The organism is Haladaptatus sp. AB618 (assembly GCF_024136965.1).
Lineage (GTDB): Archaea > Halobacteriota > Halobacteria > Halobacteriales > Haladaptataceae > Haladaptatus.
Genome location: NZ_JAMYJX010000006.1, coordinates 302,374 through 320,126, shown reverse-complemented (window position 1 = coordinate 320,126; position 17,753 = coordinate 302,374). Strand labels below are relative to the sequence as shown.

At 52.2% G+C, this 17,753-nt stretch carries 22 protein-coding genes and 2 pseudogenes; 9 read left to right on the top strand and 15 right to left on the bottom strand.

Going from position 1 to position 17,753, the window contains the following annotated elements:
• Positions 1-78: 78 nt before the first annotated feature.
• Positions 79-315 carry a DUF302 domain-containing protein gene (locus tag NKF26_RS24295; RefSeq protein WP_342766328.1) on the bottom strand — a complete coding sequence of 79 codons (237 nt, stop codon included), beginning with the start codon at positions 313-315 and terminating at the stop codon, positions 79-81.
• A gap of 348 nt (positions 316-663) precedes the next feature.
• Here NKF26_RS24295 and NKF26_RS18430 point away from each other — a divergent pair, with 348 nt between their 5' ends.
• Positions 664-1,023, top strand: coding sequence for an SHOCT domain-containing protein (locus NKF26_RS18430; RefSeq protein WP_253234719.1), 360 nt, complete (start codon positions 664-666; stop codon positions 1,021-1,023).
• Positions 1,024-1,461: 438 nt separating this feature from the next.
• On the top strand, positions 1,462-2,712 hold the full coding sequence (locus NKF26_RS18425; protein WP_253234718.1) for a transposase: 1,251 nt from the start codon (positions 1,462-1,464) through the stop codon (positions 2,710-2,712).
• Between the two features lie 306 nt (positions 2,713-3,018).
• On the opposite strand, the gene NKF26_RS18420 is transcribed toward NKF26_RS18425, so the two are convergent.
• The gene (locus NKF26_RS18420; RefSeq protein WP_256487740.1) at positions 3,019-4,341 is read right to left on the bottom strand and encodes a permease; all 1,323 of its coding nucleotides are present in this window, start codon (positions 4,339-4,341) and stop codon (positions 3,019-3,021) included.
• A 282-nt stretch (positions 4,342-4,623) separates the two neighbouring features.
• Here NKF26_RS18420 and NKF26_RS18415 point away from each other — a divergent pair, with 282 nt between their 5' ends.
• Positions 4,624-4,983: a helix-turn-helix domain-containing protein gene (locus NKF26_RS18415; RefSeq protein ID WP_253226825.1), complete on the top strand. Its 360-nt coding sequence runs from the start codon at positions 4,624-4,626 to the stop codon at positions 4,981-4,983.
• Positions 4,984-5,346: 363 nt separating this feature from the next.
• Here NKF26_RS18415 and NKF26_RS18410 read toward each other — a convergent pair whose 3' ends face one another.
• Positions 5,347-5,706, bottom strand: a complete 360-nt coding sequence (locus NKF26_RS18410) for an SHOCT domain-containing protein (protein ID WP_253226826.1) — start codon at positions 5,704-5,706, stop codon at positions 5,347-5,349.
• Positions 5,707-5,852: 146 nt separating this feature from the next.
• On the opposite strand from NKF26_RS18410, the gene NKF26_RS18405 reads away from it, so the two are divergent.
• Positions 5,853-7,112 carry a permease gene (locus NKF26_RS18405; protein ID WP_253226827.1) on the top strand — a complete coding sequence of 420 codons (1,260 nt, stop codon included), beginning with the start codon at positions 5,853-5,855 and terminating at the stop codon, positions 7,110-7,112.
• 94 nt (positions 7,113-7,206) lie between these two features.
• Here NKF26_RS18405 and NKF26_RS18400 read toward each other — a convergent pair whose 3' ends face one another.
• Positions 7,207-7,479, bottom strand: a complete 273-nt coding sequence (locus NKF26_RS18400) for a hypothetical protein (RefSeq protein WP_253226828.1) — start codon at positions 7,477-7,479, stop codon at positions 7,207-7,209.
• Positions 7,480-7,762: 283 nt separating this feature from the next.
• Entirely contained in the window at positions 7,763-8,107 is a 345-nt protein-coding gene (locus tag NKF26_RS18395; protein WP_253227072.1) for a four-helix bundle copper-binding protein, read from the bottom strand.
• Between the two features lie 180 nt (positions 8,108-8,287).
• Here NKF26_RS18395 and NKF26_RS18390 point away from each other — a divergent pair, with 180 nt between their 5' ends.
• Complete coding sequence (locus NKF26_RS18390; RefSeq protein ID WP_253226829.1) at positions 8,288-8,878, top strand: AsnC family transcriptional regulator; 591 nt, start codon at positions 8,288-8,290, stop codon at positions 8,876-8,878.
• 185 nt (positions 8,879-9,063) lie between these two features.
• On the top strand, positions 9,064-9,756 hold the full coding sequence (locus NKF26_RS18385; protein WP_253234716.1) for a hypothetical protein: 693 nt from the start codon (positions 9,064-9,066) through the stop codon (positions 9,754-9,756).
• An 89-nt stretch (positions 9,757-9,845) separates the two neighbouring features.
• Here NKF26_RS18385 and NKF26_RS18380 read toward each other — a convergent pair whose 3' ends face one another.
• From NKF26_RS18380 to NKF26_RS18360, 6 genes and pseudogenes are all read right to left on the bottom strand, one after another.
• The gene (locus NKF26_RS18380) at positions 9,846-10,475 is read right to left on the bottom strand and encodes a hypothetical protein (RefSeq protein WP_253234715.1); all 630 of its coding nucleotides are present in this window, start codon (positions 10,473-10,475) and stop codon (positions 9,846-9,848) included.
• Positions 10,476-11,183: 708 nt separating this feature from the next.
• Positions 11,184-11,597: pseudogene (locus NKF26_RS24465) on the bottom strand (DUF86 domain-containing protein).
• Positions 11,598-12,032: a nucleotidyltransferase family protein gene (locus NKF26_RS18375; protein ID WP_253234714.1), complete on the bottom strand. Its 435-nt coding sequence runs from the start codon at positions 12,030-12,032 to the stop codon at positions 11,598-11,600.
• A 195-nt stretch (positions 12,033-12,227) separates the two neighbouring features.
• Positions 12,228-12,782, bottom strand: coding sequence for a dihydrofolate reductase family protein (locus NKF26_RS18370; protein WP_253234713.1), 555 nt, complete (start codon positions 12,780-12,782; stop codon positions 12,228-12,230).
• A gap of 93 nt (positions 12,783-12,875) precedes the next feature.
• Positions 12,876-13,106 carry a hypothetical protein gene (locus tag NKF26_RS18365; protein ID WP_253226834.1) on the bottom strand — a complete coding sequence of 77 codons (231 nt, stop codon included), beginning with the start codon at positions 13,104-13,106 and terminating at the stop codon, positions 12,876-12,878.
• Positions 13,103-13,351, bottom strand: coding sequence for a hypothetical protein (locus NKF26_RS18360; protein ID WP_253234712.1), 249 nt, complete (start codon positions 13,349-13,351; stop codon positions 13,103-13,105). Before NKF26_RS18360 ends, NKF26_RS18365 begins: the two co-directional genes overlap by 4 nt.
• A 331-nt stretch (positions 13,352-13,682) precedes the next feature.
• Here NKF26_RS18360 and NKF26_RS18355 point away from each other — a divergent pair, with 331 nt between their 5' ends.
• On the top strand, positions 13,683-13,910 hold the full coding sequence (locus NKF26_RS18355) for a hypothetical protein (protein ID WP_253234711.1): 228 nt from the start codon (positions 13,683-13,685) through the stop codon (positions 13,908-13,910).
• 58 nt (positions 13,911-13,968) lie between these two features.
• Here the strand turns inward: NKF26_RS18355 and NKF26_RS18350 are convergent, their stop codons facing one another.
• From NKF26_RS18350 to NKF26_RS18335, 4 genes are all read right to left on the bottom strand, one after another.
• Entirely contained in the window at positions 13,969-14,142 is a 174-nt protein-coding gene (locus NKF26_RS18350) for a rubrerythrin-like domain-containing protein (protein ID WP_253234710.1), read from the bottom strand.
• A gap of 123 nt (positions 14,143-14,265) precedes the next feature.
• Positions 14,266-14,553 (bottom strand): hypothetical protein, encoded by a 288-nt coding sequence (locus NKF26_RS18345; RefSeq protein WP_253226838.1) that lies wholly within the window; start codon positions 14,551-14,553, stop codon positions 14,266-14,268.
• A 179-nt stretch (positions 14,554-14,732) separates the two neighbouring features.
• Positions 14,733-14,894, bottom strand: coding sequence for a hypothetical protein (locus NKF26_RS18340; RefSeq protein ID WP_253234709.1), 162 nt, complete (start codon positions 14,892-14,894; stop codon positions 14,733-14,735).
• A 140-nt stretch (positions 14,895-15,034) separates the two neighbouring features.
• Positions 15,035-15,910 (bottom strand): alpha/beta fold hydrolase, encoded by an 876-nt coding sequence (locus tag NKF26_RS18335; RefSeq protein ID WP_253227073.1) that lies wholly within the window; start codon positions 15,908-15,910, stop codon positions 15,035-15,037.
• A 73-nt stretch (positions 15,911-15,983) separates the two neighbouring features.
• Here NKF26_RS18335 and NKF26_RS18330 point away from each other — a divergent pair.
• Both NKF26_RS18330 and NKF26_RS18325 read left to right on the top strand, forming a co-directional pair.
• A pseudogene (locus NKF26_RS18330) lies at positions 15,984-17,201 on the top strand (3'-5' exonuclease); the annotation flags it as partial.
• Between the two features lie 229 nt (positions 17,202-17,430).
• Complete coding sequence (locus NKF26_RS18325; protein WP_253226841.1) at positions 17,431-17,580, top strand: hypothetical protein; 150 nt, start codon at positions 17,431-17,433, stop codon at positions 17,578-17,580.
• Positions 17,581-17,753: the final 173 nt, after the last annotated feature.

The window sequence follows — 17,753 nt, the reverse complement described above, 5'->3', positions numbered from 1 at the left end:
CATCCAGGCGATCACCGCAGAGAACGGGACCAACCGAGTCAGGTCGAACGAAGTGCCAATCACCAGCAGGATAACTCGTCAGTACTCGGCAGCGACCTCATCTAACACGCGGTCAAATCGATCGCGAACGTTTTCGGCGATATTGTCGAGATCTGGGTTCTCGACGACGCTCAGCAGGGTATTTGGGTCAACGGCGCTAACGACCACATGGCCGTCGTCGTTGTAGATGACGACGTTACAGGGCAGCAATACGCCAAGATCGCGTTCGGCCTCCAGTCCTTGTTCGGCTAGTGGTGGGTTACAAGCGCCGAGGATGCGGTACTCCGGGTAACCCTCGAGACCGAGTTTTTTCGAGTTTCGCTTGTAGGTTGATGTCGCTCAGCACGACGAACTCCTCGGCTTCTAGCGCGTTGACGGTCGAGTCGACAACATCTTGAAACGGACCATCGAGTCGACGAGTCATCGTGTAGCTCATAACCATCTCACGGTTCGTCCGCCAATAATATAGTGTACAAGTCACAATCGTGATGGCTGCGAATATGTATGCGAAACGCTGTGATAAAATTGCGACGTGCGACGAAGTTACGTTCTCAGGGCACAAGAATCAGCAACTCGATATAATTCATCAGTCGTTGTAGTACTAGATGTAAGGGTGAACTAAACATGACTCTCGCACGCCGACTCGAAACAAGAACTGCGACGCTGGCCACTCTCGCGACGACGCTCCTCGCAACGACGACGGGAACGGTCGTCGCTCACACCAACGGGGCTATCGGCGGCGCCCACTCGTGGGGCGGTCATATGTGGGGTGACGGCTGGATGGCTGGTCCCGAGTGGATGGGTCTCTGGGGACTCCTTTGGATGGGCGTCTTCATTGCGATACCTCTTGCACTCGTGTACCTCGCTACGCGACGCGAGACCGAGCGCAAAACAGACTCCGCAGCGGCGGTACTTCGAGAGCGATACGCCCGCGGCGAGATCGACGACGATGAGTTCGAACGGCTACGAGCGAAACTCTCGTAGCTCAACCTGTTATTTCGACCGCGGGGCTTGTTCCAGCGGACAGTGATGCGTTACCCCTCGTGACCAGTAGGTCGTGGTCGATTCCAAAAGGAGCAGTACCCGAAAAAGAAGACGCCCCCACACGCCTGCGCTTCCATTCATCTCGTTCTATCGCCGTTTGGCGTGATTTTCGCGTCGTTGCCATTCCCGGGAGAAACGACAGTAGTACACTAACCTGCTATCGGTTCCACAGATGGCTGAGCTAGACGCTACCGACATCCAGATTCCCCAACTGTTGCTCGAAGACACCCGCCACTTCTATCGATCTTCGAGGAGAGAATCCCTCCCTTCAGGGCGGGAGTGAATCCGACAATCCCCGCACACACAACAGTTCAATGACGAGAAAGATATTCTACACGAGTCCGAATCATTAAGTAAATTTATCTACATATTCTATATATGGCGATTCAGGTCACTCGCACCTACGTTGGTTCAATCCAGAACCAGCGACAGGTCTTCGATAGCCTCGACTCGCTCGGAGATTCCGCCTCAAAAATTTGGAACGTTGCACGATGGACAGCCGACCGAATCTGGGACGCAACCGGCGAAATCCCCGATGAAGCCTCGCTGAAATCGTATATGAAGAACCAGTCGTGCTGGAAAGATCTGAACGCACAATCCAGTCAGAAAGTCATTGAAGAACTTTCTGACGCTTTCCAGTCATGGTTCGACTTGCGGCACAAGTACGACGAGGCGAATCCGCCCGGCTACCGCAAACAGGGCGACAAACGACCACATAGTACGGTCACGTTCAAAGAAGACGGGTTCAAACACGACCCCGAGAACAACCGTGTCCGACTCTCGAAGGGGTCGAACCTCAAAGAGTACTGGTCGGACTTCCTGCTCTGCGAATACCAGACCCGCCCCGACGTTGACCTCTCAGAAGTCAACTCAGTACAGAACGTTCGCGCCGTCTGGAACGGTGACGAGTGGGAGCTGCACTTCGTCTGCAAAGTCGAACTCGAAACCAACGACTCAGTAGGCGACGAAGTGGCTGGCATCGACCTCGGAATCAAGAACATTGCTACGGTCGCGTTCCCCGACGAATACGTGCTGTACCCCGGAAATTTGCTCAAGCAAGACAAGCACTACTTCAAGCGTGCTGAGTACGACACCGAGGGCGATAACGGCCCGTCAGAGAAGTCGATGTGGGCACGTGGAAAACTCTCTGATCGCGAGACGCATTTCTACCACACACTGACGGATACCATCATCACCGAATGTGTCGAACGCGGTGTTGGCACGCTCGCGGTGAGTTGGCCCGAAGACGTGCGAGAGTCCGACTGGGGCAAGACAGGCAACAAGAAACTCCATACATGGGCGTTCGACCGCGTCTACCAGTACCTCGAATACAAAGGAAAGATACGTGGCGTAGAGGTGTTGAAGGAGAACGAGTGGGACACCTCAAAAACGTGTTCTGTGTGTGGAGATGACACGAAGTCGAACCGGAAGCACCGTGGGTTGTACGTCTATCAGTCGTGTGGATTAGTCGGGAATGCGGATTGCAATGGAGCAGAGAATATGCGACAGAAGATAACTCCGAGTCCTCACGGTGAGGATAGGAGTAACGGCTGTGTGGCACAGCCATCGACATACTTGTTCAACCGCGAAAGCGGGACGTTCCAAACGAGAGAACAGGTCGTGTCGTAGACCGGTAAATATCCCACCTGCGGGACGGGAAGCCCCGTCGTTCACGACGGGGAGGATGTCACCGTGAAATCTCCTGTTACTACATGTAGCCGAGGTTGGTCAATCGATTCTCTACGGTCTCCCCATCTTTCTCTGAGCACAATTTTTCAACGCACGCATTGTAAACTACCTGAATAAAACCGGTTCGACTTCGACACCATCGAATCGGATTCAAGTGCAATTCTAACCGGTGTAGTGGTTTCGACCCATCCAATCACAAAGATTCTTTGGCGGTCGGCAATGTGCTGAAGATGAGCTAGTAGAGGCTTAGTCCGCTGGTTGGGTGTGTTCTCCGTGGTCCTCCGTGGATTCGGACCGGTGGAGCCAGTAGAGGAACAGGAAGAATCCAGTCGCCAGTACGTTCAGCACCATTTTGTAGTTCATCTCGATTTTGACCTCGGCGATTTTGGCGGTCGAGGGGTCCGGAATAAGCCCGGCACCGAGGAACAGGAAGTGGATAACAAATCCAGTGAAGACTGCTGCGACGAAAATCATCCCCGAGAGGATGGCCGCAAACTTCGTTCCATAGTACTCTCGATACGCGTCCATGATTGGTGGGACGATGAGGTCTGCGTAGATGTAACTCAGGACGCTCCCGAATGGGAGACCATTCGTCCAGAGGACGGTGCCGAACGGAACGTTCCCGACCGAACAGACGAACGTGACGACGCCAATGACGGCGCCAACCACCGCAGTCCAGAAGATGTACACCGGCACGCCGAATATCGGACCGGAAAAGACCGACGTCCAGACTTGCTTGGGGATGAATCCGGCGATGAGACCGGCGAAGATGAATCCGATGGCGATTTCGTCCCAGAGCATCCCCCACTCTTTCCACTGTTTGTCGGCAAGCGCCTTCCATCCGGAGAGCGACGTTGCCTGCTCGCGGATGGTCGTATTGGCTTCTTCGGGGTCGAAACTCTCCTTACACGACTGCGAGCAGAAATAGTAGGTCTGTCCATCGTGTTCGGTCGAATAGTCGGTCTCCTCTGGGTTGACGTCCATTCCACAGACAGGATCTTGTACAGTTGGACTTCCCTCATCGAGGACGTTCTGTCGGGCTTGTTCAAGAACCTCGTCTGGGACGAGATAGATGAATCCGAAGGCCATCAGTCCGATGAGCATGAACCCGCCGATGATGTCTGCGGCGAGGAACTGCCACCCGAGGAGGATCCAAATGACTGCGCCGATCTCGATGACGAGGTTCGTCGACGCGAACATGAACGCGCCAATGGTGGCCGCCGCAGAACCACCCTTCTTGAACAGGTTCTTCGCCGTAGCGATGGCGCTATAGGAACACGACGAGGAGATGAACCCAAAGAGCGACCCGTAGCCAATTTCACGTAGGCCATTGCCCTCGAGTAGGTCTGCGACTTCTTCGTCCGATGTCCACGCCTCAACGCCTCCTGCAATGGCAAATCCGATCACGAGCGCCCACCAAGTGATCCATGCCATGGCGATGGTAGTTGTCGCCGCATGTTTCGTACTCTCCACGAAGAACGTTCCCAACGGCTTCGAAGTTGTGAATACTCCGATACCGATGGTCACGAGAGCGATAGCGACAAGGATCGCATATTCTTTTTTCTCCATACAAAAGACTACGGGAGTCCCACCTAATCGTGTTCTGTCTAATACATCGGTGGCAAAGACGGTTGAATGAACTTATCCACTAACTATGTGGTGGCTCCCACTTGGTTTTCCAAAGCATGGGTGGATTCGAACCACGTTTCCACGGGGACCAATGCTGATTATTCGGCAAAATAATCCACTCAGAAGCCTAATTACGGCAATTTCACAAACATCGATTCGAAGGAAAAATGCTAAGCAAAGAAAACCCATACTGCTTTATTCGAGTCACAACCATCCCTATTTGTGTGTGAGGACAGTTCCTCTCGTAAAATCCTATCCCTCATAGGTGACGACAACGTCCAAACCATACTATCTGCTACGAGTGAACAACCAATGTCCGCGAACGAATTGAGCGATACTTGTGGTATTTCACTACCAACTGTTTACCGACGACTCGAGAAATTAGTCGAATACGACTTGCTTTCCGAACAGAATAAAATCGCACCCGACGGGAATCACTATAAGATATATGAAGCGAGAGTTGAACAGATTGCTGTCCGGCTAAATAATGGTGAGTTTGATGTCGACATCGGAGAACAGGCGACCGATGCCCCTGCCCGTTTCAATCGGTTGTGGGATGACATTCGGAGGGACGATTCCTAATGCACGCCGGTCTTATCGTCGCGAAAATCATCGTAATATTACTTGGTATTCTCATAGCGGCCCAAAGTTATCGCGCATACAAGCGATACGACAACCAACCGATGTTCTTTCTCGCAATCGGGTTCGTGGTGATTAGCATTGGGTCCGTAATCGAAGGAATATTATTTGATATCGCCAACGTGTCTATCTTCTATTCAGGCATGATTCAGTCGATAATCGTCATCGTCGGAATGGGTTTCATTCTGTACTCGCTCTACTATCAGCCCACATAGAAGCCCCTTCTCAACGAGAAACAGCTTGCATTCTTTGGAGTCTCTTGACAGGAGGTACGGGAAAATTCTCAAGAATAGGATACAGATTGACTCATCTTCGATCGTCGCTTTCCCGTCGTAGGCGGTTACGACGGGTATCGAACTCTTCTTCGGAGAGATCACCCCGAGCGTATGCTAATCGGAGTTCTTCGAGTGCCGGGTCAGTTCTCAAGTTATCTCTCGTAAAGGCGCGATAGAGAAGGTAACCTCCTCCGATCAGGATAATCAGTGGAATGAGCATCATGACCCATCCCCATATCGGAGTGACTCGTCCCCCATACCCCGGGCCCATCATCCATCCACCCATCATTGGGAATGCGAACAACATCATCACCACTGGAATGAGAAGAATGATCGCGAGGACAATGAGGACAATTCGAATCACCGAACCGCTCTGATCTGCTGTGGTCATAGGTTCAGATTGGCTCCATAACCACTTACAAATTCTCTCGATCGTGAGCAGACCGATCGGACTTATATTTAAAAATGGGAAACTAGAACTGTTTTCGTAGTAATCAGTATAACTACGTCAACCGTAGTGACAGTAGGGGGAAGAGAATGGCTATCGGAGAAGCTGGTGTGATCAGCAGCCAGATTTGTGGTATCGTGCTAGCGACCGGGTCACTTCGTGAGGTCGGCCAGTTTATCATCGAATGGGCATGGGATATTTGGTGGGCACTCGTTCTCGGATTCACCATTTCTGGCGCGATTCAAGCCTACGTCTCGCAGGAACGGATGGTCGAACTCCTCGGTGGCCGTGGTCCACGTGAGATTGGTTTAGGTGCCTTTTTCGGATTTCTCTCGTCCAGTTGTTCGTTCGCTGCGATCGCAACCACGAGAACGATTTTCAAAAAGGGAGCCTCGCCCGAAGCATCACTCGCTGCATTTCAGTTCGCATCCACGAACTTGGTTATCGAAATCGGCCTCGTGATGTGGATTCTTCTCGGCTGGCAGTTCGTTATCGCCGACTTCCTGGGCGGTGTCTTTCTCATCCTTCTCTTTGCTGTGATAACGAAGTATCTCGTTCCGGACTCTTGGTTCGAAAGTGCTCGTAACCATCCCGACGAAACGGGTGGTGGGATGCAGATGGATACGATTCTCTCCTTGTTGTTGCGAGTTCCGAAACGACTTCTCTCGACTCGCTCGTCTACGGACACTTCTAAACCTGAATCTTCCCGTGGAGAACACGAGCACACTCAGGATCACGACCACACAGACCATGGCGAGATGCAACCGGAACCTAGCTGGAAGTATGCGTTTCGTCGGGCGATTCACGAATGGAAGATGGTCTGGAGCGATATCATCGTCGGATTCATCATTGCCGGTTTCATCGCCGCGTATGTTCCACAATCGGCATGGACGCAATTGTTTTCGCTCGCTCCACAAGGAACCTTTGCGTGGGTGGCACTGGGTAGTCTTATCGGTGTGCTCGTAGGGATTGTGACGTTCATTTGTTCGGTCGCTAACGTTCCATTCGCACTCGTCCTCTGGAGTGCAGGAATTCCATTCGGCGGCGTTCTCGCGTTCATTTTCGCGGATCTGATTGTCCCGCAAATCGTCAATATCTACCGGAAATACTACGGCCTCCGGATGGCCGTCACCCTCTTTGTTTCCATCTTCTTTGTCGCCTTCGTCAGCGGAATACTCATCCACTACCTGTTCGTCGGACTCAATCTCGTTCCACAAGCTACCACGGGCGGTGCTGTGCCGGGGACATACACGCTCGTCTTGAACGTGCTGTTTACTCCGCTTTTCCTTGCACAGGTGTACGTCACGTATATCGAACCCCGCCGTGGTTCTCGTCCGACGACTGCGTAATTCGAAAATAGTCCTGTGGTGTCGCTATAAAATCGGCTGCTTTTTCCTCTCTCCATGGCCCGATTTTCAAAGCGCGTATAACGAACGTCTCCGATCAAATCGTATCGTCGGGATCGTGTTTCTCAGTCATTCGCTCGACTTCGGCTTCATATCGTTCTTGGAGGTCCGGATCATCGATGGCTTCGAGGTCGGTGGGTGAGACGTCCTTCGCAGCAGTGATCGAATCCATGTCGATTGCTTGAGCAGCGAGTTCTCGCCGGAAGATTCGGTCGCCATCGCGAGTTGCGTACTTGAGGATAATGAGGTCACGATTGTTGTACCCACGTTCGACGAGCCAGACACGGATATCCTCAGTCTCACTTGGCATAGTAATAACGATGGGAACCACGATGTTAGGCTGTTTGGTCTTCAGCACTCAGATTCTGCGTCAGGAAAGACTCGCGTACACAACCATCTGATGAATAACTCTCCAGAGATAGTGGGATCGCCTGATTACGATCATACCTTCGAGAGCGGATGAATCATGGACAATGTTGGACTCGGCATCACCAAAACTATCGTTGGAATGCTTGGTCTGCTCGTTCCGTCTACTTGTCTAACGCACGCTCAAAAATTGATTCGGAACTTCGAAACGCCATCTCACTTCCGACTTAGGCGGACGCCATCTCACGGCAGCTCTCCGCGCACTCTTCGAGGACATCGGCACAGACCTGGCAATGGTCGTGGTCGTGTCGAGAGCACTCCTCAGCGCATTCTTCGGCTGCACCAGCAGTGGCCTCGGCAAGTTGCGGGCTATAGTTGGAGTTACGCGCCATGAACCGGGCGTGATCGGCAGCGAGATCAGCCACATCTCGACACAAACGAATACACCGCGACATGTCCATGTCTTCGTCCAGACACTCGTCAGCACACCATTCGCAGGTCTGCACCGCCTCGAAGCAGTCGTTCATGCACTTTTTTCCCGTATCGCTCAATTCGAGTTCTGAGAGTGCCATTGCATCCATTATTTCAACGCCTGTCCTTTCCCCAGTTGTTGCTAACGGGGTAATAGAATAGAACGCTGAAAGAGGGGAGAAGGAAAGAAACGATATAAATGGTACTTAGCGTATCCAGTGTCAATCGCCACTATCCTTTTACGGTCCCTAATGGACATCCGAGGGGAGCGTCAGAGAACCATGGTCGAACTTGATCAAACAGATACGGAGATTCTGCAGTTGTTAATGGACGATGCACGCCGCTCGTATACCGATATCGGTGACCAAGTCGGCTTATCTGCCCCGAGCGTTTCGAACCGCATTACCCAGCTTAAAGATCTGGGGGTCATCGACGGCTTTACGGTGAACATCGACCGGTCAATGCTCGCGACGGGAGATGACATTCTGATCGAAATCGAAGCTAAGCCAGGTGCCGAAGAGAGGATCGTCGAATCGTTATCGGTTGTCGATGCAGTTGAGTGCATTCTGCAGACAATCGATCTACAAATCAGTGTTCACGCCTATATGAACGATCAAGAGATTAAGCACCTCTTCGACGAGACACTGGACGACCAGGACATCCAATCGTACGAGATTCGAAAGATCGAAAATTCAGTCTGGAAGCCCCAGATTCATCGGTCTGATCTCGCGATCGAATGTATCGAATGTGGAAAGCCAATTCAAGGGGACGGCATCACGGTGGAAACCGATGAACAGCAATACTATCTGTGCTGTACGTCCTGTGAATCACTCTTCCGTGAGCGCTATGGTGAGTTGAAGAGCGGCGTTTGAGGACACTATTCGGCATCGCTCCTGTGATTCCCATCGACCCATCGATAGATTGTTATTTACTGGATAAGCCGAAGAGGAAGCCTGCATTGTAACCACTCTACAATTCATATACAATAGAACCCTTTCCCCCTCAAATTAGTTTGATTTATTGTCATCTCTGGCGATGCCACTCTGGGGGAAATTCCATGTCCGACAAATCACGAGTTACGAATCAGACACGCAGACAGTTTCTCGGTGTCGTGGGTGGTGCCGCGATTGGATTGTCATCGACTGTGACCGCTCAAGAAACATCTTCAGGCGAGAACCATCACGACATGTGCTGTTTCCGTCTCGGTGGCCGAGTTTCTGGATGGCAAGGACGTGGTCCTCAATCTATTGCTGGACAGAAGAATCCGACGCTCCGAGTCGAACCGGGTCGGACGTACGGACTGGTATGGCAGAATTTGGATGGACAACCACACACGTTCGCGCTGCGCGATTCGAACGGAAAGAATCTCCCGGTGATATTACCGACTGTCCGCACGATGCAGAATGGTGGGTCGATGATGGGTGGTCAGCATGGGACAACGATGGGTGGGCATGATGACCACATGACAGGAGGTCAGCACGGAAAGAGGATGGATGGAGACGATGGACACATGATGGGTGGGGAAAACGGCTCGATGATGGGAGAAGGCCAGAGTAGAAGTACACCTCCGAAAAACGCTATCAAAGTCACACCCCAACTTGCAAAGAAAGGAGGGGTTCAGATGCTGGCGTTTGTCGCTACGCGCGATATCGATCAATATCTGTGTACAGTGCACCCGACGACGATGGTGGGAAAAGTAACAGTGAAGAAAGATCATAGCGGTGGCGGTAATCACGGCCACGGGGAATGAAGTGAATACGGTGGGAGTTCGTAAATCGAGTTCGCATCACTTCCGGGGTGGCTGAACGACATTGAGCAAAACCAAATGTATCGTCCTGATCAGTGTCGAGAGTGTTGTCGCTGATGCAGAAGCAGGTAACCAAGGGCAGCGATGAGAAGTACTTGGACGACCTTATCGATGAGACCGAAACTCCCGACGTGGGGCATTCCATCGTTGACCCAGAGGAGGATTTGAACAGCCGTATAGAGAATTCCCACACTATACAGATACAGCCGATTGACGCCGATGAAGAATAAGCCAATTCCACCAAGAAATCCGAGTCCAGCGAGTGCCATAATCAGTTCGCCGTGATCGAGAAAGAGATAGAAATGCACGGCTGCGGTAAAGAGCGCTAAGAGTGCGACGCCAAGATGCATCGACGAGACCGTGAAATTCTGTCGACGCGTATTGGTGTACTGATAGAGTGGTGCCGTTGCGACGGTTCCAAGCAAGAACAATCCACCAATCATCATGAGCCACTCAGTCGGTGATTCGTCGTCGTGGCTATGACCGTGTCCCGAATCTTCGTGGCCCTGTTCTTCATGATGACCACTTTCCTCATGATGCGTTGTCGTCGATGTCTTGGTATGGTCACCATTGGCTGCCATCGAAACGCCGGATGAAGCAACCAGTACTACTACACTCAGCATGAACAGTGCTTGTCCAATACGTCTCCAGTTCTGGTTCACAGGTGGCGATTACCAGTCTGGGGGCATAGTTCACTACGAGCGTTTTCATCCAGTGAAAACACCTCTTGATGATATCCTCACCTATCTTAGAGGATGGGGGAATGTCACTCGATGAAGTATTGTCCTTGAGATGCTCTCTCGACGCGTTTCTCACGGAAGTTGACGAGTCCAGTATTCTGTTCCGAGCGCCGGACCGCCTTGGAGGGCTGACGTCCTGCATTCACTGTTTCCGGTAGTTCGTGATGTTGGTAATCCACTGAATCGAAGCGACGAAATGTGCCCGAACTGCATTTACATCGAAAGTAGCAGTTTCAGCTTCTGCATACGCTTCAAAGACAGTCTATACGTACCGCGACGCTACTACTAGTTTAGTCGTCCGAGTCCCTGTGAACAATACCGCCTACGGCGATACTCTGATCAACTAGCTGTGGTCTTGCTGGCTGTGATTGGTTTTCCAAACTGTCTGGAACCGTGTTAGAAAATACCTTTCAACTATGCGCAAACGTGATCTCGATATGATAGCCACCTACTCCCATTGCATCGTCCACACACAGCGTTCGAGATTCCTTGTAGTTCACGCCGGGAACACGTTCGGCCATCTCTTCCATCACCCGATAGCCGTCGTTTGTGTACGCACACCCGTAATGCGTCGCTATCTCTCGATAGGCCAGTCGAGCAACTTTCGGTTGGTTATGTGCTACTATGTTGCTAGAACCACTGTGCTAACTCCTGTTGAAACCGCTCAAACCATAGGAGATCGTCTTGAAGGACGTCAAATACGACCTCCTGATCAACGTCTCCATAGCGATGAGCGAGAATATTCCGAAACCCAACGGCTTCTTCCATCTTCACCTGTGTCTCACTCGTGATGATCCCTGCCTCACCAAGCGCCAGTATCTCTTGTTTTGCCGTCTCACTTGATGAGAGATCCTCTGTGGCACGGATGTGCTAGGCAAGATCGACACACGCTTGGATGAGATTCATCAGCGTTCGCTCGACTGCCCGCTGTCTGATCATGTCGTTCAAATATCGGTCTCGTGACTGTCCACGCATCTGCCGCAAATCGTCGGTGTATTGGTTGATATATTGGAGCTTATCGACGAAAATCTCCTCATCAACCATCTATACGTCACCGCTCGCAAGACGGTTGATGAATTCCTGACGTTCCCGCTTTCGCTCATCGGCGGTTGCATCGTACTCTTGTTCGATTTGCGTTCGATAATCGTCTACGGCTGTTTCATCGCCGACGAGGAGTATTCCATCACGAACGGCTGAATGAACGACGTTCAATGGGAGCTGTTCGATGTCGCTTACGTCCACAAAGCCCGCGGCATATGCTTGGAGGTCAGCATCGATACGATTCCGTCGTTGAAACCGCTCACGGGCGTCAAACTGGTCTGGAAAGTGGAGCACAATATCGACATCGGATGTCGGTGTGGCCGTCCCACGTGCATGGGATCCAAATAGGAGAGCGAACGTGACTTCAGTCTGCGAAAGATATGACTGGAACCGAGTGACATCAATGCCGTCGATGTCTGTGTCGCTCGTCCGCTTCATGGGTTAGTGTTTGCGAGCGATAACTAATATACTTACGTTGGCTCGATCTCCGTCGAGTGCAAACGATACGGAACATGGGAAGGTGGCTTTCTCCCAAGCAGAAGACGCGAACACTGTTATCAGAGCCAAATTGCGCTCTCCTGACGGTGACTTCTCGGTCGATCTATTCCGCTGCTTGGTTAGGGGGCGATTTGGTCATCGGAGGCTGTAGTCGACGAGGACGGAACCGTCGTCGAAACGACGTGTCGTGTTGAGAGCGAGGTCGACCCGCGTTGCGTCGGGGAGGGCTCGGGTTCCCCCACCGACGATCGTCGGGACCAAGCGCAGTACATACCGGTCCACTTGTCCTGTTCGGATTGCCTCCGCAGCGAGACTGGGGCCACCGATGGACAGGTCGCAGTCGGCTTGGTCTTTCATGGCCTGTACCACTTCGGGGTCGAACGTTTGCTCCAGACGGGTCCGCGGTTCCGGCACGGTGTCCAGGGTGGTTGAGTAGACGACCTTGTCGGTATCCCGCCACGCCTCGGCGAACTCGCGTTGTACCTCGGGTAGGTCGTCGAGGTCAAAGGTGTCCCACACCCGCATCGTCTCATACATACGACGGCCGATGAGGGAGGTGCCGACCGATCGTTGGTGGTCGTTGAAGAAGGCATGCGCGTCCTCGGATGGTTCTGACCAGTCGAAGTTGCCGTTCTCGTCGGCGATGTACCCATCCAGTGATGCGTTGATGAAGTAGATGAGGTTGGCCATGGTATCCTCTTGATCGTCGCACCTATTCAATGTGACATCCTCCTCGCCGTAAACGGCGAGGCTTCCCGTCCCGCAGGTGGGATATTTGCCGGTCTACGACATGACTTGTTCTCTCGTGCGAAACATCCCGCTCTCGACTGGTTGTGCAACCTTGATTCGTTCCCACTCAAGGTCTGAGAACTCCGATGGAACTCCTCCTTCTTCGAGTTCTGTAAACACTGTTTCTGGAATTAGTAGCTCGTCGATTGCCGTCAGTAAATCGAGTGCATCGATTTCTGCGAGGTGAATAAGTGGGCCAGTATCCGCGACCGCAACGATCGTCACGCGTCGAGACCACAGTCGACATCCTCTTCAACGACTGCTGCTTCGTGATCGGCTCGCTGGACGTTTTCGAGTCCAACTAATTCGATCGCCTCCTCACGAGATAGCTCACCGTCGATGTATTTCCCGAGGACGACGTTCTCCCAGAGGTCTGCGATTCCGAGTTCAAGGGCTTGCTCGAAAACCTCCGACTCAGGAACTCCTCGTGGATTTGAGCCGATCAATGACGGTGCAACTGCCGTACTCACGAGTAGCCGTAGTGGGTCGCAACTTCTCGATAGCCTAACCGTGCGATCATCACGTCGTTCGCCTTGGCAATGCGCTCTCGGCTCGACGTTGTTGGTGCCGCGAATCCTCCCGTGTCTTCAGTTTCACTTCCGCGCTGGTTGGCTGATGTCTTTATCCGTTGCGTACCAAGCGTCAAGTGCAGTCAACGTACCCCAACAGGCGACGTGGGTTCTCGTGCTCATCCCAACCCATGTTGTCTGCTTTTTCCCCTTGTCACAATGAGCTAGATAGTGCTACGAGTGGACTCTGTCCGAGAGTTTACCTATCGTGTCCTCTAATTTGGGAGTACGAATGGGTCCAAATGGGAAATCGCCACTCACCTCACTTGCTCAAGAAGCGCTTGATGCGCTCGCGAGCACTATCCCACCTGGTGGTGAACTTACTTACGAGCAAGCCTATGCTGTTCTGGCTGAGAAAGAAGATCTCGAGCGGCCTGCTGCCGAAGATATCATCGAACGACTCTACATTAAGGGCCATCTCTATGAAGTTGAGGAAAAGCTCCGGCTCACGGATTACTAGTCAATGCTACTGCACGTGTCAGCAGGAAATCTTTGGAATTCGAGAGTGAGAGCTACGCTCAATGCAGAAGTTCGATGCGTTCGAGTTTTCCCCCACACTCGGGACAGACGATATGCGATGTCGCTGCAGAGGCTGTTTCCCCACACACAACGCATTCATAGAGTGCTGCTGCTGCTTCTTCTTCTTCTTTCTTCGAGCGGTACCGCTTGATGAACGTGTCGACGATGGACATTCTCCTTCCCCACAATCGAGACTTCGAGAACCTATCTATAATAATTATTGGCTATATTACTGCTCAGCGGGAAAAACCGATCCCAATCAGGGCAAGATGGATTACCGACCCAAGACTGCTCTGTTACTCACTACTCTTCATGGCGGTGAGTCTTGTTCTGATGTCGTCGATCTGTCCATCAAAGTTCTCAATGAATGATTCCGTCTCATCAGTTGTGATTGCACCCTGTTGCGTGGGTTCGATCAGGTCCTCTTCTTCGAGTATTCGAAGCGTATAGCGTATCTCGTGATGGTCATAGCCCGATTCATTCGCCATTTTCACTATCCCGATCGGTTCGTTGCTAACAACCATCTGAAGAACCTCCAGATGCCGGTCAAGCATATCAACTTCTTCTGCGACACCATCAATCATCGTATCTGCTCGCATGGAGCACGGCAAGATAACTGTTCTTACCTGTCTGTGTTTCACTCACAAATCCTGTCATAGGGGTTCGGATCGATATTTTCCCGCTATCGTCGGGGGGCGACCGCTTCATAGATGAGGATGGTATTGTTACTGCGAACGGTGACCAGATAGTCCTCAACCGTGAATCACACCTCAACGTCACTCTTTTTCGACGCACTTGCTTCGATGATGTCTTCGAGCGCATCTGGGTTCTCGTACTCGTACAGCGAGAGTGTAGTTTGGCCGTCTATCGTCTCCTCCGACGGGCCTAGTTGTTGACGCTCGTCAAGGACGTTGACCGGGCACAAACAGTTGGAATATTCCAAACAACGCGATATGCCGCAATCGACGTGTCGGTCCATGGTGACGGGGGATTTTCGACGGCACGTGCTACACTTCGTGATCATCCTGCCGTTGTGTAGATTGCTGTCGTTGATGAACTCGTGAACTATCCGGCACGACCCCGAGCAACGTACCCAGCTCGGATTTCATGAATGAGAAGTCGATTCTTGGCCGTAAGATATGATTCCCGAATATGTGGCGACGGTGGTTGAGTAAGTCGATTTTCGGTCCATGGGACGATGACGTCTGCCAATCGATCGTGGGCTGTTCGATATCCAATTGGTGCCGGTTGGTCGCCACGCTGGCCAGTGTAGGAGCCGAACTCTGAATGATTCATCCCCTGAATTTCGACCACCGTTACATTTGCCGGGAGATTTCTGCGGCGAGCAGCGTACTTCTTCCGGTTGAGCACCGTGTCAGCGCTCCCGGTGACGCTCAACGTGGGTACGTTCGGCGTGACGTCAGCCTCACAGTAAGAGGCGAAGAGGACGAGTCCCTCGACCCGACTGCGATGCTTGCTTGCGTAGCGACACGCCATCACCCCGCCGAGCGAGTGGCCACCAACGAACCAGCGGTCGATATTCGGGTGGCCTGCGACAACGTTATTGGCTGCGCCGGGGTCGAACACTGCGAAACCTAATGGCATTCGTGGAACGTATACCGCGATGTCGGCTTGCGAAACGAGCGGTGCGAGCGAAGCGAGATACGCGTCTGGAGAGACATGGGCACCAGGATAAAATACGAATCCAGCTTTCGGTTCGACATCGGTTGGTTCGAGTGCATACGTGCCGTCATGGTCGCTGAGAGACACGTTCTCATTGGCACGTACAGTCGCGAGTGACGCGTCACTTCCGGAAAGTGGATTTGTCACGTACCACCCGAGTCCGACCCCAGCGACGATGAGTAGAACGAGACTCCACACTGCGACCCGTTCAGCGTTCGACCGAGCGAGTTTGACGACTGCCGACCACGAGACATCCATGGGCCGTATACCGTGACTCAGCTGAAAAGTCCGCCGTTGAGGCAACCGTTCGTAGCGCAACGGATGCAGAGCACGAGTTATTCTGGACCACGAAGCGTACCCCTCGAACATGCAGGCGTTCAGAGCGGAGCTGGAGGCCCTGGAGACGATCGGTGGGGTTCTCGAGTGTGTCTTTTCCCAATATGGGTACGATGGCTCATATGCCGACGTCCTTTTGACGACGATCCAGTCCGTGCACAATTCGACTATCCAAACTCGTGGGGACCTGATTCGGTTCATCGAGACTGGTATCGATGAGGGCAGCAGACACGATGTGTATGCGAGTGCTGGCGTGAATTCGGTGACTGTCCAGACGATTCATGCGGCAAAAGGACTCGAACATCCCATTGTCATCCTCGCGAATATGAACTCCCGTCGGTTCCCACCTGCTGGTGGGAATAGCAATGCGGTCACGTTCGACGATCCGATCGGATTACGCCAACGAAAGCAATATGCCGACGACTACGGCTATCCACACATCCACGACAACTGGCGGACTGACGTTCTCCGCAAATGTTTGCCGCGTGACTACGATGAAGAACGTCGGTTGCTCTATGTCGCAATGACTCGTGCGAAGAGCCATTTAGTCTTTTCAGCCGGTGAGAACCCGAACGCGTTTCTAGAAGAGCTGCCGGTGGATACAGAAGAGTATCATCCGGACGTCCAGGAATTCCACGATGGTGAGACGACGCAATCCCACTTCGAGATTTCAATCCCGGTGTCTGCGGGACCGGTTCGCCATTCTCCGCACTCGCTGATGAATGACGACGTGTTCGAGGAAGTGGAAGAAGGGAGGGGACCAGAGTTCGGAACACGGACACACGAATTCGCAGAGCAGTATGTATTGGGGAACACTGTGGAACCAGCGAACGACGATGAGCGTCACATCAAGCGCTTCATCGACTCGTTAGATGGTGAACTGCGTGTTGAAGAGGACGCGTATCTGCCACTGACTGTCGATGGTGATCGAGTCTCTATCGCTGGAATCATCGACCTCGTCCACGTTTGTCCCGAGATAGTGGAGATCATCGACTTCAAAACGGATCTGAGTCGGGTTGCTGAATCCGAATATCGGAAGCAACTCAGTGTCTACTATCACGTGCTCGCAGAGTGCTTCCCAGAGCGAGACGTGGGTGCGAGTATTTTCTACACAACCGATGGTCGACAAGTCGATATCAACCCGCTCTCGGAGAACGAGCTCCGGGAGATTGTAAGACAACGAACTATCCAGACAGCACCTTCTCTCGATTGAATCCCTTCGATTTACTCGAAAACATCCACGAGATCGTAGAACCACTCAACTAATTTCTCATATCCGATCTATCGAATCTAAACGGTAATGGATACAAACGGCCTGCTGAATAGAGTGGGCGTATCTCTCAACGTAATCACTACACCACCGGTGGATTCAATAGAATCAAAGTCTTCAAAGCACACAATGGATCCAGAACTCGAGTACATTCCGGTCGGGGAAAAATAACATGCCGTGGGGAGTTAACACGGAGTTCACCGAGGAAGAGGGACCGGAAGTAGAGATCGATGAGGATCAAGAGAAGGTTGATCGTACAGAAGAAGGATCCGAAACCACTCAAGACTTCGATATTGACGAAGCGATTTCGAATTTAGACTGAACAAGATAATCATCCATTGTTTACTCGGGTGGATGGTGTAGAACAAACTCGAGTTCTAGTCTTGGAAGACTCCGATGACCCATCGATGTATAGCCTGTTCTAAGACCCCTATGAGGTCTAAGACATCTAAGAGACCGATGCAAACCGAATGATAGCAGCATCACTACCAGCTA